Raw genomic sequence first — 24250 nt, 5'->3', positions numbered from 1 at the left:
CCCCAGCGAAAAAAGAGTCAACAAGCCGTCGATTCTACTCTTTGCTTCTGGCAGCGGCCACGTTGACCCTGCCAATATCGCAGCCAATGGCCCACTAGAGTGCACAAGTCTCCAAAACCGGAAGATCGCGAATGACACGATGTCGAACCAACTCCTCAATAAAGACAAAGACTTAGTCTGCCCACCCGTGAAAACAGCACCAACATGCCAAAACTTTTGTGCTGTTCCTCCATGAAAACTTGCACATTTCGCAAAATACATGCTATATTCTTTTTCTCTGGTCCCCGATAGCTCAGTCGGTAGAGCGACGGACTGTTAATCCGCAGGTCCCAGGTTCGAGCCCTGGTCGGGGAGCCAAGAAAACCATTGAAATCAGCCCATAGCATTTGCTTTGGGCTGATTTTTTTGTCCTTGCAAAATGCGTCTGTCCGATAACAACGCAGCGGCGCCATTAACATTTTGACAAACAAAATCCTTTAGCCAAAAAGACAGCGGGACTGCATGTTGATGCCGCCCCGCTGTGGCTCTTTTCCCCTGACCTAGCCCCTGCCCGGGACGATGCCGCCGCTGCTAACGCACTACGTCGACCCGGAGCTGGCAGAATCAGTCAGAAAGATCAGAAACGGTGCGTGATACCGACCGTGGCAACCGTGCTCTTCAGATCGCTGTAGTAGCCGATGTTGCGAGCGTAGGAGCCAATCGCGTACAGATTGGTGCGCTTGGACAGGTTGTGCAGGTAGCCAGCGCTAAATACGTGCTGGGTCTTGGCATCATCAGTACTGCGTGGAGTCGAGCGTGGATCAGCCATGGTCCAGGAAGCCAGAACCGAGCCGGCCTTGCCTGCAGGAACAGTCACGCCCAGCGCGTAGGAGTTAACCTTCAGGTCTTTGTGCAGTCCGGGACCAAACTGTTCGGTTTGCAGCGAGCCACCGATGTAACCGTTACGGCTTTGGCCAAAAGCAGCGTGCAAGGTAGCAAAGCTGAATTTGTAGCTGGCAGCCAGGTTCCAGGCGCTGACATTGCCGCTTTCAGCCGCAACCAGGTTGCCGCCTTGCTCACGAGCCGAACCATAACGGGCCTGGTCAAAGCTCAAGGCCGCTTTCAAAGGACCATTGGTGTAACGCATGGCCACGCTAAAGGCTTTCACGTTAGCGTCGTCGCTGTTGATGGTATTGCCAGTCAAACCGCTACGATCCCACTTTTGTGCGCCGTTGGTATTGAAAGAATAGCCAGCACCGAACTGGAAGCCGGAGAACTCGGGGCTCTGGTAGGCGACCATATTGTCGTAACGAACCGTGTTGGCCGCATCAAATGCAGCACCCACGCCGTACTGATAGCCGTTGCCACCAAAGGGACTGGCTACACCGGCAACGTACAGGGAAGTCACAGTGGTTTGACGGCCCAGATCCACACGCCCCCAGGATTCGCCGCTCAGACCCAAGGTAGCTTGACGACCAAACAAGCGGTTCTGGCGCATATTGCCATCACTCAGATCAAAGCCGCTTTCCAGCATGAAGTTCGCTTTCAGACCGCCCCCCAGATCTTCACTGCCCATCAGGCCCCAGCGGTTACCCATCCAGCCCTGATCGTACAGACCAAAACGGCTTTGTTTCTCTGCGCCACCTTTCAGGTCGCTCCCTTTCCACTGCTCGTAGCCCAGGCCTGTATCCACCACGCCGTACAAGGTCACGTTTGATGCGGCGTATGCGGGAACCGCCAACACAGGCATCAACATGGCTGCCAAGATAGTTTTTTTCATGTTCTCTGTTCTCTGTAAACGTCTGAATGCCGGATTTCTTATCGTTGTCCGGCTCTTGATCAAGTGCTGGGTCCCACCGCCTGAAAAGCTGATTTCCCGACGTCAATCCCCTGCACCCCCTCCTATTTCTTGAAGCAAAACTGCTCAACAGATCAGCCCTGAAACAGGGATGAAAGGGGCTTGATAGTTGAGGCACATATACTGCAAGCATTTATATTTCAGACATAAACAATATTGGTGTCAATAAACTGAATCCAGCGTGTTTACTGGGTTTAATACGCATTTTCCCTAGTTTTTCACCTACAGAGAATTCAGCAAAAAATGGGCTAAACGGTCGCAAAGCCAATAAACAAAAGGCTTGCAACCATTTGCAACAAACCAGGCTCATGAGCCTTATTGACCAGACGGTATGTTTCCAATGAAAAAATCAGGATTTACGCCTATTGCCAAGGCCGCATCCGGTTTTGCGTATATGAAAATGAATTTCTCAAAAAATACCTCTTTACAATCTCGATAGCCCTACCCTATAATTATTTTCTTTGCTGGTCCCCGATAGCTCAGTCGGTAGAGCGACGGACTGTTAATCCGCAGGTCCCAGGTTCGAGCCCTGGTCGGGGAGCCAAAAATACAAAAAGCCCAGCTACGCAAGTAGCTGGGCTTTTCTACATTTGGACTCATGAAAAAAGCCTCTTGATTGCTCAAGAAGCCTTGTCTGCAAGATCACTATCCAGAATCGCTTACTTGGCTCCTGCGGGTGTAATGCTGATCTCATACGGCACGAAGTTCTCCACTTCCAGCAGATCCTTGGCCAACAAATCAACACGCTCGCCATTCATCACTGCAGTCGCCCCCGTCACCACCACTCGCAAATTCTGATCGCAAGCGATTTCGTTATACCAATAACCAGTGGCATAGCGATCGGCACTGGAACTTCCAAAATCGTCCACCTCGATCACATCCTCGGCCACCAGCTTATTGTTCTTCTTGCTTAGCACCTGAATATGAACCCTCAGTTGCTGCACCGGCTCCATTTGGGAATCAAAAGTAAAGTTCGCAGCGCACATTCCCTGATTCGCAAAGACCGTATCGGAATGCCACATCTGCACCGCCTGTGCCTGGCCAGCAACCACACCACCCAGCAGCATGGCCCCTGCAGCCAGCTTCACACTTTTACGAAAATCCACATTGCCCTCTCTTTTGCCATAGAAACCCAAGCGCTCTTATACACAAAAAAGAGAATAACCGCTGTGTTTGCAACATACGCTTCCAGAAACGTCCAGTTTGCAACACTGAAGTATTTCACTCCATAGGCTGCGTAACTGGCGATAATGCAGCATCCCGTTTTCTATCCCGGTCTGTCGCGCCGGAACCTGCCGATTATTTCGCTGCTTGCACTCTTTTATGCTTGATACTCTTTTCCCCTTTTTAGGGGGGCTTGGCCTTTTCCTGATTGGCATGATGCTGCTGTCCGAAGGACTGGTGGCTTTTGCGGGTGGCTCTCTCAAGCAGATCCTGCTGGCGTTTACCGGCAGGCCCATCAAGGCCTTTGTTTCCGGCGCCCTGATTACCGCGCTGGCCCAATCCTCTACCGCCACCACCGTCACACTGATTGGTTTTGTCAGTGCAGGCCTGATTTCCTTTACACAAGCCATAGGCGTAGTCATCGGTGCCAGTCTGGGCAATACCGCCACCGGCTGGATCATCTCGGGTCTGGGGCTGAAAGTGAATCTGGGCTTTTACACCCTGCCGTTGATCGGCTTGGGTGCCCTGCTCAAACTGCTTGCCCCCGGTCGCTATAAGGAGCTGGGCCGGGCACTGGCAGGCTTTGGCACTCTATTTCTTGGATTGGGCATGCTGCAAGACGGCATGCAAGGGCTGGCAGCCAGCTTCAGCCTGGCCCATATGCCAACAGGAGGCTATGGCGCACACCTGTTGATCATGCTGACCGGCCTGGCTCTGACCGCCGTGCTGCAATCCTCGACCGCCGCAATCGCCATGACCTTGACCGCATTGGATGCCGGTGCCGTCAGCTTTGACCAGGCCGCCGCCATTGTCGTGGGAGCCTCCATAGGCACCACCCTGACCGGCGTACTGGTTGCGATCGGTGGCACCATTTACGCAAAACGCACAGCCATTGCCTACATTCTGTTCAACGTTATTGCCGGTCTATTGGGGCTGCTGATCCTGCCCTTGTTCCTGAAAGCCATGTATGCCACAGGCTCATACATCAACGTTCCTCCCGGTGCATTAGGACTGGCAGCCTTTCACAGCCTGTTCATCGGCCTGGGGGCTGCCTTGTGCCTGCCCTTTACCCAGCAGTTTGCTCGCTGGGTACAAGGCCTGGTACCCGACCGGGCTGCCCGCCCCCAGCACCATCTGGACGACAGCTTGCTGCAAGTACCGGCCCTGGCCCTGGAAACCACACAACGCACCCTGGAAGAGTTGGCCCAGCGCCTGCTGAACCTGTATCAGCACAGTCTGAACATGAGCCGCCCCAGCACCGCCACTGCCGACCTGCAGCAAATCGAGACAGTCCTGGATCAAGCCTACGAATTTGTATTGCGCATCCCCAGCGCAGCCGATGATCCCGCCGTTGCCGCCCGTATCAGCGCGCTCTTGCACACCATTGACCATATGCAGCGCCTGCGCAGCCGACTGCAACATCCGCCCAGCACGGACCTGCAGGACAATCGTTACCAGCAAGCTCAAACCCTGGCCACAGAGCTCAATACCCTGGCGCAGCAAAGCCTGCACGGACAAGCCCCTGTTGATTGGCTGGAGCAAGTACAAGCCAGAGCCCAGGCCCTGGCCGACTTGTTAAACGCCGTTCGCAGTCAGCTTCTAGCCGCGCCACAAGGCCATGATGATGTCTCACGCACCTTGCGCATCACAGACACCCATCGCTGGTTCGAACGCAGCAGCCAGCATGTCTGGCGCAGCAGCTATTACTTGCAGCGGGCTCGCCAACCGGAGCAATAAGCCCCAAGCCCATACATCAACCCGGCTGGCGCCGCTACCCGCAAGCAGGCGCCCCCAGCTTACCCTTCATACTTGAAGCAACTTTTGGGGCTCTCCTGCCGCGCAAAACTCATATGACAAGAATATGCAAAACAAGCGTGTTTTAAAGCCCACAGAAACCCAATAAACAGATACCAAGATTCACGCTCATAGTAAGGATTCCCCCTTACAATCGGCTCAAATTCACGCTAATGGAAAAACTCCATGTCCACCCGGCCAAATCTACAATTCCATACCTTTTTGCTTTTGCTGGCCGCTGTATCCGCTGCCTTTGTCTGGATACTTCTTCCCTTTTATGGCGCCATATTCTGGGGTGCCGTTCTGGCTATCTTGTTTACCCCCTTGCAACGCAAACTGCTGGCTAAAACCAAAGGCCGGCGGTCTCTATCTGCCCTGATCAGTTTGCTGGTCATCATTTTGATCGTCATTATTCCGGTCATCCTGATTTCCATTTCCCTGGTTCAACAAATCGCCTCTTTGTACGATTTGATGAATAGCGGTCAGCTCAATCCGGGCGCCTACCTGCAAAAAATACTGAATGCCCTGCCTCCTAGCGTGACGGATTTTGCCGCTCGTTTTGGTCTGCATGACTTTGCATCCCTGCAAGAGAAGTTCTCTGAGTTTGCCGTGCAAGGCGGCCAGTTCCTGACGAAACAAGCCCTGAACGTCGGCCAGAACACCTTCCAGTTCCTGGTCAGCCTGGGCATCATGCTGTACATGCTGTTCTTCCTGCTGCGCGATGGCGTGGAGCTGGGTCGTCATTACCGCCAGTTGATCCCTCTGAGCGAGGGCCAGAAAACCCATCTGTTCCGCAAATTCACCACTGTGGTACGCGCTACCGTCAAAGGCAATATCGCTGTGGCAGCCACCCAAGGTGCGCTGGGCGGGGTCATGTTCTGGTTCCTGGACATTCAAGGCGCACTGTTCTGGGGTGTGCTGATGGCCGTGCTGTCCTTGCTGCCTGCCGTGGGCGCCTCGCTGATCTGGGCTCCGGTTGCCATCTACTTCTTTGTCTCGGGCCACTACGTCCCCGGCATCATCCTGACCGCCTTTGGTATTTTGGTAATCGGCCTGGTAGACAACCTGCTGCGCCCCCTGCTGGTGGGTAAAGACACCAAGATCCCGGACTACGTGATCCTGATCTCCACCCTGGGCGGTTTGTCGATTTTCGGCCTGAACGGCTTTGTGATTGGCCCGCTGATCGCCGCCATGTTCATTGCCTGCTGGGACCTGTTCCCTTCGGCCGTCAGCGCCCGCGTGGAAGCGGAAGAGCAAGATAGCAACGGCAAATAAAAACAGGCCAGCTTTGCGACTGGCCTGCCAATAGTCCAAGCAAGCAATCCCAGGGCCTGTTCCATGCTTGATCAAAAGCACAGAACAGGCCCTTATTCATTTCATCAAGTCCGCAGCACGGGCAGGAACACAATCCAGATATTGACGGCCAAGGCCAGGAACCACACCAGCGAACGCAAGGTGGCCTTGTCCATTATGTACATCAGCAAATACAGCACGCGCAGCACAATCCAGGAAATCATCAGGTTCTGCACGCTCAAGGCATCCGCCCCCGACCATAAGGCCAGCAAGACAGCCGCGTAAAAGAACGGCAAGGCCTCAAACGCATTGGCCTGCGCCGCATTGGCCCGACCACGCCAGCCCGACAGGCTGGCCAGCCACGGACGAGGCTCATGATTCGTAAAGCCCGCCCCACCGGCTTTGGCACAAATCGCCGCCAACCAAGGCAAGAAAGCCGCTACCACCAAACTGATCTTGATCCCCAGCATCATCGTCCCCTTCACAGGCTGAAAACGCCCAACATAGCACGCCGCAGCCCAAATGCGTGCGCAGAATTTACAAACCCGAAAAAAACAGGATATACTTATCTTCTTAGGTTAGCCGATGTAGCTCAGTCGGTAGAGCAGCTCATTCGTAATGAGAAGGTCGAGGGTTCGATTCCTTTCATCGGCACCAGCTAATCTAAAACCATTGAAATAAAATAATCAATAACTCAGTTAAATCAATGGTTTAACATCAGAAGCAATTAATCGCCTGCTTTCAAATATTTCACATAGACGGCCCCAAAAAAGCCCCACGGCTAGCCTCATGCAAATGGGCATATGGCAAGCAATGCCAAACATGCAGCGGCCATAGCAAGCCAGCCCAGAAACCGTTAGGTTTCTCCGCTCACCAACACATCATTGCCGAGCTGAGAACCAAAAAAATAAACCCCCAGGCTCGAAAGCCGGGGGATCAGTACTCCAAGGCCACGTCGGTAGCTTTTTTATAACCTCACGGCCCGACCACTTGGCTGACATGCTCCGGAATATTCCAGGCCCCCCCAGCGCGAATCAGAGCACAGCGCCCGGTGTCGCCGCGTTCACTTTCAACAAAGTCGGTTCCATCCCAGACCGATGCCTCGTAACTCCAGCAATCGCCCAAGCCCCGCCCCTTCATGCTGGACGAGATCATTCCATTATCGTAATCAGTGGCGCTGGTACTCACTAACACCGGAGCAGACTGCATATTGTTATTGATCACAAAATAGGCTGCCCCTCCGTTGTAAGCGGCTAACCAGCAAGGCGCGCCAACCAGGGAGAACTGCTGATTCAATCGTGCGATTTCCCATGGCTCGGACAGCATGTCAGCACTACAGGATTGCTCTTCATCAGCGGCAAGTACCTTCAACAGCACAGGCCGAATCAAGGCATCCTCTTGCGCTGTCATGGGGCGCAAGCTTTTATCCACTACCGGGGCACGGTTGATAACTGGCGCAGCAATAGGTGCCTTGACCGTAGACTCGCTGCCCTTCCCTTTACGCAGAATAGCCCCTGGCGTATTGACACGTCCTTGAACGTCATCCATTTTCAACAAGACGGCACTGGAACCTGCCCCCGAGAATGCATAAGTGCTGCCATTCCCACGAAAGGAAATTACGGCGTCTTTTTTCAAGGCTGCCAAAAACTGGGCTAACTGCGCCTCACTCATTTGCCAAGACTCGTCACCCGCAACACTCAGTGAACCGGCTTTACGGCCCGCAATAACAAGTTCTGGCACTGAGCCTTTTGGCCACTCGGGATCGTCGTAATGTGCAAGCATGACTCTATTTGCCACCGGCTCTCCACTGCCCGCTTTACGCGTCAATAACACCGTTGAGCCCAGCTCTTCACCTTCAGCCGCATAACCGGCGGCGCGGCAGGTTAGCGTGTTATCGCAACGTAGATCCCAGTCTTTATGAGAAAACGCCACTGACGCAGCATTAGCCGCTGCACCTCCCATACAAAGTACTAGCGATATGGCGGCTGTTCGTACTGAAAAAAACGCACTGTAATCTTGTTTTTGCCCGCTCATTTTCTCTCCTCCCTAAGGTGTTATCTGGATACACAGCACATATTACGTCGCGGCAAGGCTAAATGCGTTTTCCCAAGTCCATGTCAGAAAACCACATTAAACGTCTGACCGCCTGTGTTCGTGACATTATTCTGTTCAATCGTCCCCTTGCAAGGCTTGTCGCTATCTGGCTAAGCCACAGGCACCTGGCTCGCCCTGTTTCCGTTTGTGCTCGTGTCAATCCTCTGTATAGAATGCAGAAAAAAACCATGCCATGTTTATCAAACGATAGATAATCAAACCTCATCCACGTCGAGTAAATTCTGATGCGCAAATATCTGAACCCTATTGCAGTTGGCTTGCTCAGTTTCCTCGCCGTTGCCAGCCACGCGGCTTCTCCGGATTTTTCCGTCACGACTGAAGACCTTAAAAAGCTGCGCTCGACCTCCGTCATGCCACGCGAAGCGAGTCCCTCGGCAGCCACACCTAAAGATCCGGCCAAGGACTCGGAGTTCAGCAGAAACTTCCAGAAGGCGATGAGCAATGAGGAAAAGGCTCGCCAAGCGGCACGAGAACAGCAACTTGAGCGCAACCGCCTGCCCCAGCTTGAGCAGAACAGAAACCCGGCCAATCGCTTCGGCCCGCCCAACAACAAGAAAGAGAATATGGGGATTTATTTTGATGCCGACGGCACCGCAGCTACCTCTTGCCGAGAGGACGAGCAAGGAAAGACTCGCTGCAAGGTACGTGAGCTCAGGTAGTAACCAGCCCGGGGCTTACAGCCTGCGCGCTGTTTCCAGGGACGAGCCTTAACGGGGTGAAGGCACTCATAGACCGTCCAACAAATTGGCACCTGGCTTGTATCCAGAGCTACGTCTGGATCAACCGATACCTCAACTTGAGGAGCGGCTCGCCCTTTGGTGGCATGAAGGAAAGCGGCATAGGACGCGAGCACTGCCGTGAAACCTTGAACATATACTCGGAACTGAAAGCCATCACGGTGCAAAACAGCTTACCGCAACCTGGGTTTGCTGTTTGAGCCAGGCAAGCATCAACGGCGGAGCTGAAAAGGGATAAAAAAACCAGCCTCAGCTTTGCCGCCTGGAGAAACGACGCGGGGAAGCCCGCGTCCACTCTTTGAAGGCGCGCGAAAAAGTCACGGTATCCGAATAACCAAGCTGCTCGGCAACGACGGACAAAGGCTGGTCAGCAGACTGCAACATGGCTTGTGCTCGCTCCTGGCGAACGGTCTGCGATGCGCTATGAAAAGATGCCCCCTCTTCCATCAAGCGTCGACGCAAAGATCGAGCCGACATCCCCAGAACCAAAGTAATGGAATCTCAATCTACCGGCGCACGCCCCAAACGCCGGGCAATCGCTTCCTCTACTTGCTCTGTCACAGCTTTCGCCACCGTAATCTCTGGCCCCATCAGGTCCGGCAAATGACATTCCAGCACAGACTTGAGCCGGGTATCCTGACTGCGCGGCCAAATGGCCCGATTCTGAATCCAGTGACTAAGCGTCGTGGTCTCAGCCTGAGCCATTACATGCAGGGATGCTCTGGTTTGCCAATGGCCTTGAAACATGCCAAACGAATCCAGCGTAGCCCGCGGGCTCCCCGATACGCAAGGCACAGACCACTGGTCCAGATACTTCCCCACGTATAACGGGCATTTCACGCGATACCCCGTCAAAACGGGGGCTGATCAAATCTCATCCCGCCTCATCAATCATATCGCCGCCAGCCAATCCACTGCCCCCTCACCCAGGCTGGAGCGAACCAGCCCGACCACCCGCGATCACTTCTTCATATACCGCGGCATCAATCAGCAAGCGGGAGCCCACTGTACATATTTGACCAGAATTGAAGAAAACAGCAGCGGCCGCACCAGGCACTGCTCGGCTCACATCAGCATCAGCCGAAATAACAGTGGAGGACTTGCCACCCAACTCCAGAGGGACAGGTTTCATGGTCGGAGCCGCTGCCGCCCAAACGGAAAACAGCTGTCTAGGCAAAAGAATGACAAGGGCCCACATAGTAAGCGCCACCTCGGTCAAACACCCTGCCCATACCTCTGCCTGGATTAGCGGCAGCGTCATACCACCAGCCCTCCTGGGCAAGCGTCATGCTTTGCCGACCGAAGGAAATATCAATGCCATCCTGGCCCAAGCAGGGAAGCAAGTCCTCCGAGCACTACCCCAAATACGCATCCTCAAAACTGGCACGCCTTTCTTTCCCTATGGAATAACCGCCAGGGTCACCGTCGCCCTAAGTGCCAGAGCTGACCAAGCCCAGGCTACCGAAAACAGAGCCAGCGCCAATACGGTCCGGGCGATCTATAAAGTTATGCTTGCTGCTCAAAATACCAAAGACACGGCCAGATCAGCATTGAGCTCAGTACCCTCTTCACAATAGAGCTCGTTAGGCTTGAGACTCAGGAATAGAGGTGCATAAGATGCCCGCGGCGAGCAAGGACGCGCGAATGGTTAAGTGCATGGAGCAACTCCTTTCTTTTTTATAGTAACTACAGCCTGAAAACATCCTGTGTGATGCCGATGAGCGCAGAAAGAACATCTAGAATTGAGTCCGCTACTCAAAATGGGCTGCTCGCACAAAAACGCATAGCTGCTAGTACATATTCGATGTATTTGCCTGCTGATTTTTTCACGACAATACGCCAAATAGCGAGCAACACAGCAACATCTTGGTGGAGAAAAAAATGCGAACTCAGGTAGCTATTATCGGAGCAGGCCCGTCCGGTTTGCTGCTGGGACAAATCTTGTCCCGAAACGGTATCGACAACGTCATTCTTGAACGTCAAACGGGAAACTATGTTCTGGGCCGCATTCGGGCCGGTGTGCTGGAAAGCGTAACCGTCGATGCCCTGGAACAGGCTGGTGTCACCGATAATCTGAAAAAAAATGGCCTGGTGCACAATGGCTGCGAACTGGTGTTCGACAACACCTCGTTCCGAGTCGATTTTGAAAAACTGGTCAATCGCCATGTCGTGGTCTATGGCCAGACCGAAGTCACCCGCGACTTGATGCAAGCGCGTGAAAAGATCGGTGCGACAACTGTCTATGAAGCCCAAGATGTGGCCTTGCATGAAGTGGAAAGCAGCCACCCCTATGTCACCTATAAGCACGAAGGAAAGGCGCACCGTCTGGACTGCGACTTCATCGTGGGCTGTGACGGCTTTCATGGCATATCACGCCCCACCATTCCGGCCGATATCCTGAAAACCTACGAATGTGTGTATCCCTTTGGTTGGTTGGGCCTGATGGCAGACACCCCCCCGGTCTCCGACGAACTGATCTATGTCAAGCATGAGCGCGGCTTTGTGCTTTGCAGCCAGCGTTCCAAAACACGCAGCCGCTACTATCTTCAAGTGCCCTTGAGTGACAAGGTAGAAGACTGGTCCGATGAGCGATTCTGGGACGAACTACGCACCCGCCTGGGGCCGACACGTTCTGCCAACCTGGTCACTGGCCCCAGCATTGAAAAAAGCATTGCTCCGTTGCGTAGCTTCGTGACCGAACCCATGCGCCATCACAACCTGTTCCTGGCAGGTGATGCAGCCCATATTGTGCCTCCCACTGGGGCCAAGGGCCTGAATCTGGCCGCCAGTGATGTCTTGTATCTCTCGGAGGCGCTGCTGGACTTCTACCAGAACCAGTGCCGCGAAAAAATAGAGAACTACTCAGATCGTTGTCTGAAACGTATCTGGGGAGCGGAACGTTTCTCCTGGTACATGACCCGGATGATGCATACTTTCCCGGACATGAGTCATTGGGATCACAAGCTTCAGGCAGCCGAATTTAATCAACTGATGAACTCCGAGCACGGCGCCCGCCTGCTTGCCGAGAACTATGTTGGCCTTCCCTACTAACAAAAAACATCAAAATCAATCGTAACCAGGAGACGGATATGGCTTACCACAGGCCAGCAATACAAGGCTTCACTTGCCACGCTCTCAGAACAGCTCGCTTGCTGACATTGGCGGGGCTGGGGAGCTTGTGTTTTTCGACAAGCGCTGCCGCCGAACAAGCAAAGACACTGGGGCAGAAAACCTACGAAAAAACCTGTATTTACTGTCACGAAGCAGGAATTGGCCCGGAACTGAAAGGCCGGCAGCTTCCGCCCGAGTTCTTTGCCATTATTGTGCGCAGCGGCCTAAGAGCCATGCCTGCCTTTCCGCAGACCCATATCAACGATGCCACCCTCAAGGAGCTAGGTCAGTATCTGTCCACCTCCCCGGCCCGGGTGCCCGCCAGCGCTACCAGCAAATAAGGAGCCTGGCATGAACAGTCAACGTCGTCAGGTTCTCAAAGGCATGGTACTGACAGGATCGGCCCTGGGCAGCCTGGGTTCGTCCGCCACTGCCTGGGCAAACCGTGTACAGCAAGCGCCGCCCCTGCATGTCATTCTTACGCCGGGCCAATGCGCGTCGGCCTTTCTCAGTGGCGTACAGGCGTACCAGCCTGCGTCAGCCCCCCAGGTGCTGTACACCAGCACCGACTTGTCCTTTCTGCGCCAATGGCAAACCCTGCTAGAGCAGACAGGGCCTAAAAAAATCCTGGGGCTGGTCGATGATGCCAGCGCCACCATTGTGATCGATCTGCTGCGCAACGCTCAGGGCCGTCTGCATTGGCAGGCCCACCACGCACAGCTCAGCACCCGGGACAGCCAAGGTCTGGGCGCTGCCTTGGCCGGGGCCGCACCCATACAATCTGCCATTCAAAACACACACTACGTAAACGGCCATCACGTGTCGTTCATGCTCGAAATTTAAGGAGGGGGTCGTGCAAAACAACAAACAAATGGTGCTACCCAAAGGGGTAGATCAGTCCCAGTTTCAACAGGCGCTGACCCAGTTCCAGACCTTGTTGGGCAAGGAAAATGTCCTGCTGGAATCGGCACAGATTCAGCCCTACACCAAAATCATGATGTCGGTCTCCGAAGAGGCGCATACGCCCTCGGCGGTGCTGTCGGCCACTAGCGTGGAACAGGTACAGCAGATCGTCAAGATCTGCAACGAATACAAGATCCCTATCTGGACCATTTCCACTGGGCGCAACTTCGGTTATGGCTCGGCCGCGCCCGGACAACGGGGCCAGGTGGTGCTGGATCTGAAAAAAATGAACAAGATCCTCCATGTGGACCCTGATCTGTGCACCGCTTTGGTCGAACCCGGGGTGACGTATCAGCAGCTCTACGACTATCTGGAGGACAACAACATTCCTCTCATGCTGTCCTTTTCTGCGCCCTCGGCCATTGCCGGCCCTTTGGGCAATACGATGGATCGTGGCGTGGGCTATACCCCGTACGGCGAACACTTCATGATGCAATGCGGCATGGAGCTGGTGCTGGCCGACGGCCAGGTATTGCGTACCGGAATGGGCAGTGTTCCAGGTGACAAGGCCTGGCAGGTTTTCAAATGGGGATATGGCCCAACGCTGGACGGCATGTTTACCCAGGCCAATTACGGCATTTGCACCAAAATGGGGTTTTGGCTCATGCCCAAACCCCCGGTCTACAAACCCTTTGAAATCAAATTCGAGGAAGAAGCCGATATTGCCGATATCGTGGAGATGATTCGCCCCTTGCGCATTGCCCAGGTTATCCCCAACTCGGTGGTTATTGCCAATATTCTGTGGGAAGCTGCTACCTGCAACACCCGACGCAGCGACTACCTGAGCGAACCGGGCGCCACCCCGGACAGCGTGTTGAAGCAAATTCAGAAAGACAAGAACCTGGGAGCCTGGAACGTCTACGCCGCCCTGTACGGTACACAAGAACAAGTAGATGTGAACTGGAAAATTGTCCAGGAAGCAGTCAAGAAAATGGGTAAAGGCACGCTGGTAACCCAGGAAGAGGCCGGCGACACACAACCGTTCAAATACCGCGCCGAACTGATGTCGGGCGTGCCCAATTTACAGGAATTTGGCCTGTACAACTGGCGTGGAGGTGGTGGCTCCATGTGGTTCGCTCCCGTCAGCCAGGCCCGTGGCAGCGAGTGCGACAAGCAAAAAACACTGGCCAAGGCCATTTTGAACAAGCACGGGCTCGATTACGTCGGTGAATTCATTGTTGGCTGGCGAGACATGCACCATGTCATCGATGTGCTTTACGATCGCAGCAATCCACAAGAGACAGCACGAGCCGATGCCTGCTTTAATGAACTGCTCGATGAGTTCGAGAAAGAAGGGTATGCCGTGTATCGGGTCAATACACGCTTTCAGGAGCGGGTCGCCCAATCATACGGAACGGTGAAACGCCAGGTCGAACACGCGATCAAGCGCGCCCTGGACCCGAACAATATTCTGGCACCGGGCAAATCCGGCATTGACCTGAACAACCCGTTTTAACTTTGCCTATCTATCCGCAGTATTGCAGGAGACATAATGAACACCAGTCAACTATTGATCAATGGCCAGCTTCGTGACGCCAGTGGTCAACGGACATTTACGCGCCAGAACCCCGTTACAGGCCAAGCCGCGACCATCGCGGCAGCCGCCCAAGCTGAGGATGTGCAAGCCGCCCTGCAGGCCGCCGAACAAGCCTTTGTACACTGGTCAGCCCTGGGCCCCACCGAGCGCCGGCTGCGCCTGCTCAAAGCCGCTGACCTCATGGACGAGCGCGCGGCCGAATTTATCGCAACAGTACGTCAGGAAACGGGTTCGACGGACTCCTGGTATGGTTTCAACGTGCATTTATCGGCCAACATCTTGCGCGAGGCCGCTGCCATGACCACGCAGATTGATGGCTCCATCATCCCCTCGGATCTGCCCGGCAGCCTGTCCATGGCCTATCGCGTCCCCTGCGGCGTGGTCGTGAGCATCGCCCCCTGGAATGCGCCCGTGATTCTGGCCACTCGTGCTATGGCCATGCCCCTGGCCTGCGGCAACACCGTCATTCTGAAAGCCTCCGAACAGTGTCCGGCCACCCATGTTCTGCTGGGACAAGTGCTCAATGACGCAGGCGTCGGAGCCGGCGTGATCAACGTCATTACCAACGCCCTTGAAGATGCGCCTGCCGTAGTCGAGCAGCTCATTGCACACCCGGCGGTCAAGCGCATCAATTTCACCGGCTCCACCAAAGTTGGCAAGATCATCGCCGCAACTGCCGCCAAATACCTCAAACCCGTCCTGCTCGAACTGGGTGGCAAGGCACCGGTTATTGTGTGCGAGGACGCCGACCTGGAACAGGCCGTCGCCGGTGTTGCCTTTGGCGCTTACTTCAATCAAGGTCAGATATGCATGTCAACCGAACGCTTGATTGTGCATGAATCGATTGCCCCGTCATTTCTGGAAAAACTGGTCGCCAAAATCAAGACCATTCCGGTTGGCTCACCCGATCAGGCAGACACGCGCTTTGCCTATCTGGAAAGTGTCCAGTCTGCCCAGCGCATCCAGGCTCTGGTGGAGGACGCCGTTGCCAAAGGTGCTTCCTTGCCGCTGCCCCTGAACATCGAGGGCGCCCTGATGCATCCGCTGATCGTCAATGACGTCACCCCCGACATGCAGCTCTATGCCACGGAGTCCTTTGGCCCCGTCGTCACCATGACCCGCTACCGTGAGGACAGCGAGGCAATCCGCTTGGCCAACGATAGCGAATATGGCTTGGCGGCAGCAGTATTCACGCAGGATGTAAACCGTGGTCTGCGCATTGCCAAACAGATCCAGAGCGGCATCTGCCACATCAATGGACCTACCGTCCATGATGAAGCCCAAGCCCCATTTGGCGGCATGAAAGCCAGCGGTTATGGCCGCTTTGGCAGCAAGTCCGCCATCAATGAGTTCACCGAACTGCGCTGGATTACCGTCCAGACTACCCCCCGCCAGTATCCTTTATAAATCTGGCCTGCAGGCCCGGGCGCAGGATCGGTCCCGGGCCGACCCTGCGCCCTGTTGTCATGCCTCACCCTGCCTCTGTACCGCTTGCCCCTTTTCAAAAAAAAATGTTGCCCGCACTGTTGGCGTTGGCAATCTTCATGCAAATGCTGGACGTCACCGTGCTCAACACGGCGCTGCCCAGCATGGCCCGCGACCTGAACACCTCAGCCCTGCACATGCAGTCGGTCATCGTCAGCTACGTCCTGACTGTGGCAGTATGCATCCCCGTCAGCGCGCACCTGAGCGACCGTTTTGGCACACGACGAATCTTCATGGCCGCCATGTTTCTGTTTGGTCTGGGATCGCTGTTGTGTGCCCTGTCCTCGCAGTTGTCCATGTTGCTGGTCTCCCGTGTGGTTCAGGGCATGGGCGGAGCCTTGCTGACCCCAGTGGCACGGCTGGTATTGATGAAATCATTTCGCAATGCCGAGTTATTGCGTGTACTGAACTATGCCGTCATGCCCGCTCTGCTGGGGCCCATACTGGGGCCGCTGGTAGGCGGCTATTTGGTGCAATATGCCAGTTGGCACTGGATTTTCCTGATCAATCTGCCCTTTGCCCTGCTGTCCCTGTTTTTTGCCAGCAAGTGGATGCCTAACTACACCGAAACGCCGGGAAAACTGGATCTGCACGGCTTGCTGCTGTTCACTGGCAGCGCCTGCCTGCTAACGCTGGGCTTTGAACTGTCTGGCAGCCTCGCCAGCCCCGCTTTGTCAGGGATGTTAATACTGGCCGGTTTTCTTCTTCTGCTAGGTTACAAGCGTCATGGCACGCACAAGCAAAACGCCTTGTATCCAGGCCATCTGCTGTCTGTACGTACCTATCGGATTGGTTTGAGCAGCAATCTGCTTAGCCGGATCGGCATGGCCGCATTGCCCTTTTTGCTGCCCATGCTGTTTCAGATCAGCTTTGCCTACAGCCCCGTGCAATCCGCTTTCTTACTGTTGCCCATGGCCATTTCCGCCATGGCAGCCAAACCCTTTTTGCACCCATTGCTGAACCGATTTGGCTATCGGTCCATTTTGCTAAGCAATACCATCCTGATCGGCCTGCTGATTACAGCGCTGGCTTTTATTGACGCGCAGACCAGTACCTTGTGGATCAGTCTGCACTTACTGCTTTTGGGAGCCGCCAATTCGATTCAGTTCAGCGCCGTCAACACCCTGACCATGGCCAGATTGCGTCCCTATCAAAAAAGCAGTGGCAATAGCCTGATGGCGGTAAACCAGCAACTGGCCATGGGTTTGGGAACCGCTATAGGTGCCATGCTTCTGCGCTACGGACAAGCCCTATTTGGCGCCTCATCCGTACAGACAGCCACCACCGCCTTCCAGTTCACGTTTGTCATTGTCGGGCTCATTACCCTGAGCTCCGCATTCCTTTTTCGACGCTTGCATGCCATGGATGGGCATAACATGACCCAAAAGCAAGGCGCTTAATCATCCCGGCCAGGAAAATGTCGCTGGCAAATATCAATCAGGATCTGCCGCACTTTAACCTGGAGTTTGGTGGGCAAACGTTTGGAGGAATAGGCCAGATACAAACGATTGACCAAGGCCGGCTGCTCGATTGGAATAGCCGTCAATAAGCCACTTTGCGGGATGAACTCCAACACCGAGCGGGACAAAATGGCAGCCCCCATGCCTTTGGCCAGCAATTGAATAATCACCCCCACACTGTTGATTTCAAACTCGATCTGCGGCTTCAGATTGAGCTTTTGCATCTCTTTTTCCACCAACATCCGAAAACTGTTGGACAGGCTAGGCATGATCAGCGGAATATCGGCCAGATCTTTAAGCGCGATGCGGCTGCGTCCCTGCGCATAAGGGCTGTCCACACCGCAGATCAGGTGCAACTGTTCCTCGGCCAGAAGCTGCGTCTCCAGTGTTGGCGAGGAAGAGGGGTTGTACAGCAATCCCATATTGACCCGATCCAGATGAATTTGCTCCTCCAGATTAACCGTCAGTGACTCGATAATCGTCAGGTGTGCATCGGGTAATTGTTCCTTGAACGCCTGCACGACATCCAAAGAAATGGTGCGCGCCACCGTGGGCGGCAAACCTAAATACATGTGCCCGGTCAGCTTGCCCTCAGACAGACTCAGATCCTCCTGCGCCTGCTCCAACTGGCGCAAGATTAGACGACTGTGCTTGAGCAAGATCTTGCCGGCGTCGGTCAGCATGACACCGCGCCCGTGACGAATCAGCAAATTCTGCCGCAAATCAATTTCCAGCTTGCGAATCTGCCGGCTCAGGACTGGCTGAGCCACATTGGTAAATTCTGCAGCTCGGGTATAGCTGCCCAGTTCGGCCACATGCGTGAAGTAGCTCAATTGCTTGAGATCGATCACGTATTCCATAGGGCGCTTGTCTTCGCTATGTTTTTTTGACATATCTACTAGTCGGGTTTCGTTCTTTTAACTTTTATCGGGCTTACTAAAATAGGTACGCATAGCAAGAGCGAATGGGAACACAGTCAATGTGCCTCGCAGTTTGCCTGTTTTTTCAGTGACCTATGGAGCACCACCTATGGCCAGCCAATATAGCATTCCTTGTATCCTGATGCGGGGGGGTACATCCAAAGGTCCATTCTTCTACGCCAAAGATCTGCCCGAAAATATCCAAGAGCGGGATCGACTACTGCTCAGGCTGATGGGCTCGCCCGACCGTCGACAGATCGATGGCATTGGTGGCGCCCATGCCTTGACCAGCAAAGTGGGGATCGTGGATATCTGCAGCACCGGACAAGCTGACTTGAGCTTTTTGTTTGCCCAGTTGCAACCCGACTCTGACCTGGTGGACACCAAACCCAATTGCGGCAATATGCTGGCGGCGGTCGTCCCCTTTGCCTTGGAAAAAGGCCTGATCCAGGCCCAAGGCCCCACCACTACGGTCAAGGTCCTGACGCTCAATACCGGCATGGTCAGTGAAATTCAGGTGCAAACACCCGAAGGCGAAATCAGCTACGAAGGTAATGCCGCGATCAACGGCGTACCAGGCACCAGCGCCCCGATTGCCATCAATTTTCTGGATACGGCAGGCTCGGTTTGCTCGGGACTGCTGCCCACGGGCAAACCCAAAGACACCATCACCGTTCATGCGGATGGCTTGCCTCCGTTCACCCTGGATGTCACCTGCATTGACAACGGTATGCCGCTAGTGATTTTCAAGGCGACTGATGTAGGAGTAAGCGGCCTGGAAAGCGTGGCTGAGCTAAACGCCAATACGGAACTGAAGCGACGCGTAGAAGCGTTGCGCCTGCAGATATCCGAACGTATGGGACTGGGCGATGTCTCGACCAAGAATTACCCGAAGATGACACTGATCGCCCCGCCTGAACACGGCGGCGCTGTGACCACCCGTAGTTTCATCCCCCATGTATGCCATGAGGCCATTGGGGTGCTCGCTGCCGTGACAGTGGGTACGGCCATCAAAATGCCAGGCACCGTTTGCGAGGGGATCGCCCGCTTCGAGCAAAGCCTGGGTCCGGTCACGCTGTCGGTCGAACATCCCACCGGCGAATTCAGCGTCACACTCGATAGCGACCCCGAAAACCCCGAGATTGTGACCAAGGCAGCGTTGCTGCGCACCGCAAGAGCACTGATGCGCGGCGACGTTCTGGTACCGCACTCGAACTAAACGCATTTCAAACAAAAAAAAGAACACCGCAGGGCTTGCGCCACTGCGGTGGCAGGGGGTGGGCTGCGCCTGCGCATACGGTGCCCACCGAAAAATAATGATATTGGACGAGACAAACCATGACATCCCTAGCCGACAAAACAGACCAGCCCAGCCTTGATGTGCAAACGCTGCTCAATGAGCACCCCTTCTCTGGCTTTCAATGGCTCATCTTCAGCTTGTGCTTTCTGATTGTGCTGCTCGATGGCTTTGATACTGCCGCCATCGGCTATATCGCCCCCTCTTTGATAGCCGAGTGGGGTGTCAGCAAGCCCGCCCTGGCACCCGTACTGAGCGCTGCCCTGTTCGGTCTGGCAACGGGGGCCTTGCTGTCGGGGCCACTGGCTGATCGGCTGGGCAGAAAGACGGTGCTGGTCAGCTCGGTAGCCATCTTTGCCCTCGCCTGCCTGGCCTCAGGCTTCTCCCCGGACATCTGGACATTGGCTGTTCTGCGCTTTGTGACCGGTTTGGGTCTGGGAGCCGCCATGCCCAACGCTGTCACCTTGATGAGCGAATACTGCCCCGATGCCCGTCGCGCCACCCTGACCAATGCCATGTTCTGCGGCTTTCCTCTGGGGGCCGCCCTGGGCGGCTTTCTGGCATCCTGGATGATTCCCCAATTTGGCTGGCGCAGTGTATTGATATTGGGTGGCATCGCCCCCTTGATACTACTGCTCGTGCTGATCCCGAAGCTGCCCGAGTCCGTGCGCCACATGGTCGCCCGACATGACTCCGCCGACCGTATCCGCCGGGCGCTGGCCCCCATTGCCGGCAAGGCTGTGGACAGCGTCCAACGCTTTACGCTGACCGAGACCAGCTCCCAGCCTGCCGCCCACAATGGTATCGGTATCGTGTTATCGCGTGAATACCGCTTGGGATCACTCATGCTCTGGCTGGCCTATTTCATGGGACTGGTCATTTTCTACGCCTTGATGAACTGGATGCCCGTGCTGTTCAAAGAAGCCGGACTGGCATCCCAGACCAGCACGCTGGTTGCCGCTCTCTTCCCGTTGGGCGGTGTGGGTGCCGTGCTCTCTGGCTGGTTGATGGATCGCTTCAACGCCAACCGCATCATCGCTCTGGGCTACGCGCTGACCGCTCTATCCATTTGGTGGATTGGCCAGATGGCCGGACATCTGGGCGGCTTGGTTGTGGTCGTGTTTCTGGCCGGCACGCTGATGAATACCGCACAGTCCTCCATGCCTGCACTGGCGGCCGCCTACTACCCCACTCGGGGACGCGCCACGGGCGTGGCCTGGATGCTGGGCATCGGTCGTTTTGGCGGTATTGCCGGCTCTTTCCTGGTGGCCGAGCTGACGGCACGCGAGCTGGATTTCAGTCAGATCTTTACCGTTGTGGCCATCCCAGGCGTCATCGCCATGGCCGCCCTCCTCATCAAGCAATACAGCCGTGCACAGCCGCAAGGCGGCACGACTCCCCCTCTCATTAACCCTTAAACATCAAGACGCAGGAGACCCTCCCATGATCATCGACGTACACGGGCACTACACCACGGCCCCCGCCGCACTGGGGGCTTGGCGCGACTTGCAGATCGCCGGCCTGAAAGACCCCAATCAAACGCCCCGCGCCAGTGATCTGAAGATCAGCGATGACGAGATCCGCGAGACCATCGAGAACAACCAGCTCAAGCTGATGAAACAACGCGGCTCGGACCTGACCATCTTCAGTCCCCGTGCCAGTTTCATGGCCCACCATATCGGCAACTTCGAGACCTCCAGCACCTGGGCCGCCATTTGCAATGAGCTGTGCTATCGCGTCAGCGAACTGTTTCCTGACCATTTCATCCCGGCTGCCATGCTCCCGCAATCGCCGGGCGTAGATCCCAAAACCTGCATTCCCGAGCTAGTCAAGTGTGTGGAAGAGTATGGCAACGTCGGCATCAACCTGAATCCCGACCCGTCCGGTGGCCACTGGACGGCCCCGCCGCTGTCCGACCGCTCCTGGTACCCCATTTACGAAAAAATGGTGGAGTACGACATTCCTGCCATGATCCACGTCTCCACCAGTTGCAACGCCTGCTTTCACACCACCGGCGCCCATTATCTGAACGCGGATACCACCGCATTCATGCAATGTCTGACCAGCGATCTGTTCAAAGACTTTCCCACGCTCAAGTTCCTGATCCCCCATGGTGGCGGCGCCGTGCCCTATCACTGGGGCCGTTTCCGAGGTCTGGCACAGGAGCTGAAAAAGCCCCTGCTGGACGAGCACCTGCTCAACAACATTTTCTTTGACACCTGCGTCTACCATCAGCCTGGCATCGACCTGCTGACCGAGGTCATTCCTGTCAAGAATATCTTGTTTGCCAGCGAAATGATTGGCGCGGTGCGCGGCATTGACCCCACGACCGGTCACTACTACGACGATACCAAACGCTATATCGAAGCCACGCTTAACCTGAGCGAACAGGAACGTCACCAGATCTACGAAGGCAACGCACGCCGCGTGTTCCCGCGCCTGGACGCTGCGCTGAAGAAAAAAGGCTTGTAAGCCGCCTGCAACTATTCATCAAGGAATCAACCATGTACGAACTGGGTGTCGTGTACCGCAACATTCAACGAGCCGACCGCCAGGCCGCCGATGCACTGGCGGCCCTGGGCTCGGCCACTGTTCACGAGGCCATGGGCCGTGTCGGTCTACTCAAACCTTATATGCGCCCGATTTACTCCGGTCAGCAAGTCTCCGGCACTGCCGTCACGGTGCTGCTGCAACCGGGCGACAACTGGATGATGCACGTCGTCGCCGAGCAGATTCAGCCCGGCGATATCGTGGTTGCCGCGGTGACCTCGGAGTGTAGTGACGGCTATTTTGGCGACCTGCTGGCCACCAGCTTCCAGGCCCGTGGAGCGCGCGCCTTGATCATTGACGCCGGAGTGCGCGACATCAACACCTTACAGGCGATGAACTTTCCGGTCTGGAGCAAGGCCATTTCCTCCAAGGGCACCATCAAGGCCACCTTGGGTTCGGTCAATATTCCGGTCGTGTGTGCAGGCATGTGGGTCACGCCGGGCGATGTCATCGTGGCTGATGATGATGGCGTGGTGTGCGTGCCCGCCGCCAAGGCCGCCGCTACATTGGCGGCCGCCCAAAAAAGAGAAAGTTTTGAGGGTGAAAAACGCGCCAAGCTGGCCAGCGGTGTCCTGGGCCTGGATATGTACAAAATGCGTGAGCCCCTGGAGAAGGCCGGGCTCCGTTACATCGACTGAAGGAAGGATGATGAGCCATTTTGAGAAAACCCCCGGCTGGCTGGACTGGTACGCCGCCCCCTCCAAACCCCGACTCCAGTTACCGGCTGGTGCGGTTGATGCCCACTGTCATGTGTTTGGCCCCGCTGAGCAGTTCCCCTTCGCCCCCGAGCGCAAATACACTCCTTGCGATGCCAGCAAACAGCAGCTGTTTGCCTTGCGCGACCACCTGGGCTTTGCCCGCAACGTCATTGTGCAAGCTACCTGTCACGGCAAGGACAACAGCGCCTTGCTCGATGCCTTGCAGGCCTCACAAGGCAAGGCGCGTGGCGTTGTCACCCTGAGCTCGGATGTCACGCAACAGCAGTTGGACGCCATGCACCAGGCCGGCGTGCGCGGTGTGCGTTTCAATTTTGTCAAACGTCTGGTCGATTTCACGCCGAAAGAAGAACTGCTGAACGTTGCCCATAAAATAGCGCCTTTGGGCTGGCATGTGGTGGTGTACTTCGAGGCACAGGATTTGCCAGAACTATGGGATTTTTTCGCCGGTCTACCGACCACAGTGGTCGTTGACCATATGGGCCGTCCGGATGTCAGCCAAGGGGCAGAGAGTGCCGAGTTCGACCTGTTCGTACGCTTGATGGCCGAACACCCGAACATCTGGTCCAAGCTCTCATGCCCTGAGCGTCTGAGCAAAAGCGGTCCTGCCGCCCTGCATGGCGAGCAGCATGCGTATCAGGATGTCGTACCATTTGCACGCCGATTGATGCAGCAGTTCCCCGATCGCGTTTTGTTCGGGACCGACTGGCCCCACCCCAACCTGAAAGACCATATGCCCGATGACGGTTTGCTGGTTGACTACGTGGCACAAATTGCGCCCAGTCCCGCAGAACAACAATTACTACTGGTGGACAACCCGATGCGCCTGTATTGGCCAGAAGAGTTGACATGAATTTGAGGAGATAACTATGGCACTGGACAAACCGTACCAGGATATACCGGGAACGATTATTTTTGACTCGGAACAATCGCGTAAGGGCTACCACCTGAACCAGTTTTGCATGTCACTGATGAAGGCAGAAAACCGGGCCCGCTTTAAAGCGGACGAGTCAGCCTATCTGGATGAGTGGCCCATGAGCATGGAGCAAAAACAGGCTGTGCTCAGTCGTGACCTGAATCGCTGCATGCAACTGGGTGGCAACATCTACTTTCTGGCCAAGATCGGCGCTACCGATGGCCTGTCCTTCCAACAAATGGCAGGCAGCATGACCGGTATGAGCGAACAGGACTATCGGGAAATGATGCTCAAGGGTGGCCGCTCCCCCGAGGGCAACCGCTACTTACACGAACAAGAAAAATAACCGGAACCT

At 55.4% G+C, this 24250-nt stretch carries 24 protein-coding genes and 3 tRNA genes; 19 read left to right on the top strand and 8 right to left on the bottom strand.

What is annotated here, in order from left to right; genetic code table 11:
- The first annotated feature begins 281 nt into the window (after window positions 1–281).
- Window positions 282–357: transfer RNA gene (locus NBV64_RS06665), tRNA-Asn, on the top strand.
- A 259-nt stretch (window positions 358–616) separates the two neighbouring features.
- Here NBV64_RS06665 and NBV64_RS06660 read toward each other — a convergent pair.
- Complete coding sequence (locus NBV64_RS06660; protein WP_009456075.1) at window positions 617–1759, bottom strand: porin; 1143 nt, start codon at window positions 1757–1759, stop codon at window positions 617–619.
- Window positions 1760–2305: 546 nt separating this feature from the next.
- Between NBV64_RS06660 and NBV64_RS06655 the strand changes: the two genes are divergently transcribed.
- Window positions 2306–2381, top strand: a tRNA-Asn gene (locus NBV64_RS06655).
- Between the two features lie 115 nt (window positions 2382–2496).
- Here NBV64_RS06655 and NBV64_RS06650 read toward each other — a convergent pair.
- Entirely contained in the window at window positions 2497–2943 is a 447-nt protein-coding gene (locus tag NBV64_RS06650) for an IrmA family protein (protein ID WP_021446843.1), read from the bottom strand.
- 217 nt (window positions 2944–3160) lie between these two features.
- Between NBV64_RS06650 and NBV64_RS06645 the strand changes: the two genes are divergently transcribed.
- Together NBV64_RS06645 and NBV64_RS06640 are read left to right on the top strand one after the other, a co-directional pair.
- The gene (locus tag NBV64_RS06645) at window positions 3161–4738 is read left to right on the top strand and encodes a Na/Pi cotransporter family protein (RefSeq protein WP_250756936.1); all 1578 of its coding nucleotides are present in this window, start codon (window positions 3161–3163) and stop codon (window positions 4736–4738) included.
- 243 nt (window positions 4739–4981) lie between these two features.
- The gene (locus NBV64_RS06640; protein ID WP_021446845.1) at window positions 4982–6070 is read left to right on the top strand and encodes an AI-2E family transporter; all 1089 of its coding nucleotides are present in this window, start codon (window positions 4982–4984) and stop codon (window positions 6068–6070) included.
- A 104-nt stretch (window positions 6071–6174) separates the two neighbouring features.
- Here NBV64_RS06640 and NBV64_RS06635 read toward each other — a convergent pair whose 3' ends face one another.
- Window positions 6175–6558 (bottom strand): MAPEG family protein, encoded by a 384-nt coding sequence (locus NBV64_RS06635; RefSeq protein WP_250757221.1) that lies wholly within the window; start codon window positions 6556–6558, stop codon window positions 6175–6177.
- A gap of 111 nt (window positions 6559–6669) precedes the next feature.
- Between NBV64_RS06635 and NBV64_RS06630 the strand changes: the two genes are divergently transcribed.
- A tRNA-Thr gene (locus tag NBV64_RS06630) sits at window positions 6670–6745 on the top strand.
- A 318-nt stretch (window positions 6746–7063) separates the two neighbouring features.
- Here NBV64_RS06630 and NBV64_RS06625 read toward each other — a convergent pair.
- Window positions 7064–8122, bottom strand: coding sequence for a DUF1176 domain-containing protein (locus NBV64_RS06625; RefSeq protein ID WP_250756935.1), 1059 nt, complete (start codon window positions 8120–8122; stop codon window positions 7064–7066).
- A gap of 305 nt (window positions 8123–8427) precedes the next feature.
- On the opposite strand from NBV64_RS06625, the gene NBV64_RS06620 reads away from it, so the two are divergent.
- Window positions 8428–8862, top strand: a complete 435-nt coding sequence (locus NBV64_RS06620; RefSeq protein WP_250756934.1) for a hypothetical protein — start codon at window positions 8428–8430, stop codon at window positions 8860–8862.
- 56 nt (window positions 8863–8918) lie between these two features.
- The gene (locus NBV64_RS19135) at window positions 8919–9140 is read left to right on the top strand and encodes an aldehyde dehydrogenase family protein (RefSeq protein WP_082453594.1); all 222 of its coding nucleotides are present in this window, start codon (window positions 8919–8921) and stop codon (window positions 9138–9140) included.
- A 49-nt stretch (window positions 9141–9189) separates the two neighbouring features.
- Here the strand turns inward: NBV64_RS19135 and NBV64_RS06615 are convergent, their stop codons facing one another.
- From NBV64_RS06615 to NBV64_RS06605, 3 genes are all read right to left on the bottom strand, one after another.
- Entirely contained in the window at window positions 9190–9417 is a 228-nt protein-coding gene (locus NBV64_RS06615; RefSeq protein WP_250756933.1) for a helix-turn-helix domain-containing protein, read from the bottom strand.
- A 24-nt stretch (window positions 9418–9441) separates the two neighbouring features.
- A complete protein-coding gene (locus NBV64_RS06610) occupies window positions 9442–9687 on the bottom strand; it encodes a hypothetical protein (protein ID WP_009456095.1) in 246 nt (81 codons plus the stop codon).
- 175 nt (window positions 9688–9862) lie between these two features.
- Window positions 9863–10138, bottom strand: a complete 276-nt coding sequence (locus tag NBV64_RS06605) for an aldehyde dehydrogenase family protein (protein ID WP_268750657.1) — start codon at window positions 10136–10138, stop codon at window positions 9863–9865.
- A gap of 683 nt (window positions 10139–10821) precedes the next feature.
- Between NBV64_RS06605 and pobA the strand changes: the two genes are divergently transcribed.
- From pobA to NBV64_RS06575, 6 genes are all read left to right on the top strand, one after another.
- The gene (gene pobA / locus NBV64_RS06600; RefSeq protein WP_250756932.1) at window positions 10822–11991 is read left to right on the top strand and encodes a 4-hydroxybenzoate 3-monooxygenase; all 1170 of its coding nucleotides are present in this window, start codon (window positions 10822–10824) and stop codon (window positions 11989–11991) included.
- Between the two features lie 125 nt (window positions 11992–12116).
- Window positions 12117–12392 (top strand): c-type cytochrome, encoded by a 276-nt coding sequence (locus NBV64_RS06595; RefSeq protein WP_250756931.1) that lies wholly within the window; start codon window positions 12117–12119, stop codon window positions 12390–12392.
- A gap of 10 nt (window positions 12393–12402) precedes the next feature.
- Window positions 12403–12894 carry a hypothetical protein gene (locus NBV64_RS06590; protein ID WP_021446850.1) on the top strand — a complete coding sequence of 164 codons (492 nt, stop codon included), beginning with the start codon at window positions 12403–12405 and terminating at the stop codon, window positions 12892–12894.
- A gap of 10 nt (window positions 12895–12904) precedes the next feature.
- Window positions 12905–14470, top strand: coding sequence for an FAD-binding oxidoreductase (locus tag NBV64_RS06585; protein WP_250756930.1), 1566 nt, complete (start codon window positions 12905–12907; stop codon window positions 14468–14470).
- 36 nt (window positions 14471–14506) lie between these two features.
- Complete coding sequence (locus tag NBV64_RS06580) at window positions 14507–15958, top strand: aldehyde dehydrogenase (RefSeq protein WP_250756929.1); 1452 nt, start codon at window positions 14507–14509, stop codon at window positions 15956–15958.
- A gap of 104 nt (window positions 15959–16062) precedes the next feature.
- On the top strand, window positions 16063–17436 hold the full coding sequence (locus tag NBV64_RS06575; RefSeq protein WP_250756928.1) for an MFS transporter: 1374 nt from the start codon (window positions 16063–16065) through the stop codon (window positions 17434–17436).
- On the opposite strand, the gene NBV64_RS06570 is transcribed toward NBV64_RS06575, so the two are convergent.
- On the bottom strand, window positions 17433–18389 hold the full coding sequence (locus tag NBV64_RS06570; protein ID WP_022983202.1) for a LysR family transcriptional regulator: 957 nt from the start codon (window positions 18387–18389) through the stop codon (window positions 17433–17435). The two genes, NBV64_RS06575 and NBV64_RS06570, sit on opposite strands and share 4 nt — an antisense overlap.
- Window positions 18390–18525: 136 nt before the next feature.
- Between NBV64_RS06570 and NBV64_RS06565 the strand changes: the two genes are divergently transcribed.
- From NBV64_RS06565 to ligA, 6 genes are all read left to right on the top strand, one after another.
- Window positions 18526–19635: a 4-oxalomesaconate tautomerase gene (locus tag NBV64_RS06565; protein ID WP_009456110.1), complete on the top strand. Its 1110-nt coding sequence runs from the start codon at window positions 18526–18528 to the stop codon at window positions 19633–19635.
- A 119-nt stretch (window positions 19636–19754) separates the two neighbouring features.
- Window positions 19755–21131 carry an MFS transporter gene (locus NBV64_RS06560; RefSeq protein ID WP_009456119.1) on the top strand — a complete coding sequence of 459 codons (1377 nt, stop codon included), beginning with the start codon at window positions 19755–19757 and terminating at the stop codon, window positions 21129–21131.
- A 25-nt stretch (window positions 21132–21156) separates the two neighbouring features.
- Window positions 21157–22185, top strand: a complete 1029-nt coding sequence (locus tag NBV64_RS06555; RefSeq protein ID WP_021446852.1) for an amidohydrolase family protein — start codon at window positions 21157–21159, stop codon at window positions 22183–22185.
- A 32-nt stretch (window positions 22186–22217) separates the two neighbouring features.
- Window positions 22218–22901: a 4-carboxy-4-hydroxy-2-oxoadipate aldolase/oxaloacetate decarboxylase gene (ligK, locus tag NBV64_RS06550; RefSeq protein ID WP_009456120.1), complete on the top strand. Its 684-nt coding sequence runs from the start codon at window positions 22218–22220 to the stop codon at window positions 22899–22901.
- Between the two features lie 10 nt (window positions 22902–22911).
- Complete coding sequence (locus tag NBV64_RS06545) at window positions 22912–23832, top strand: amidohydrolase family protein (RefSeq protein WP_250756927.1); 921 nt, start codon at window positions 22912–22914, stop codon at window positions 23830–23832.
- Between the two features lie 16 nt (window positions 23833–23848).
- Window positions 23849–24241 (top strand): protocatechuate 4,5-dioxygenase subunit alpha, encoded by a 393-nt coding sequence (gene ligA, locus NBV64_RS06540; RefSeq protein WP_009456123.1) that lies wholly within the window; start codon window positions 23849–23851, stop codon window positions 24239–24241.
- Window positions 24242–24250 lie beyond the last annotated feature (9 nt).

This window comes from Alcaligenes sp. DN25 (assembly GCF_023674485.1).
GTDB classification, from domain to species: domain Bacteria; phylum Pseudomonadota; class Gammaproteobacteria; order Burkholderiales; family Burkholderiaceae_B; genus Alcaligenes; species Alcaligenes phenolicus.
This window is presented reverse-complemented; position numbering and strand designations above follow the sequence as displayed.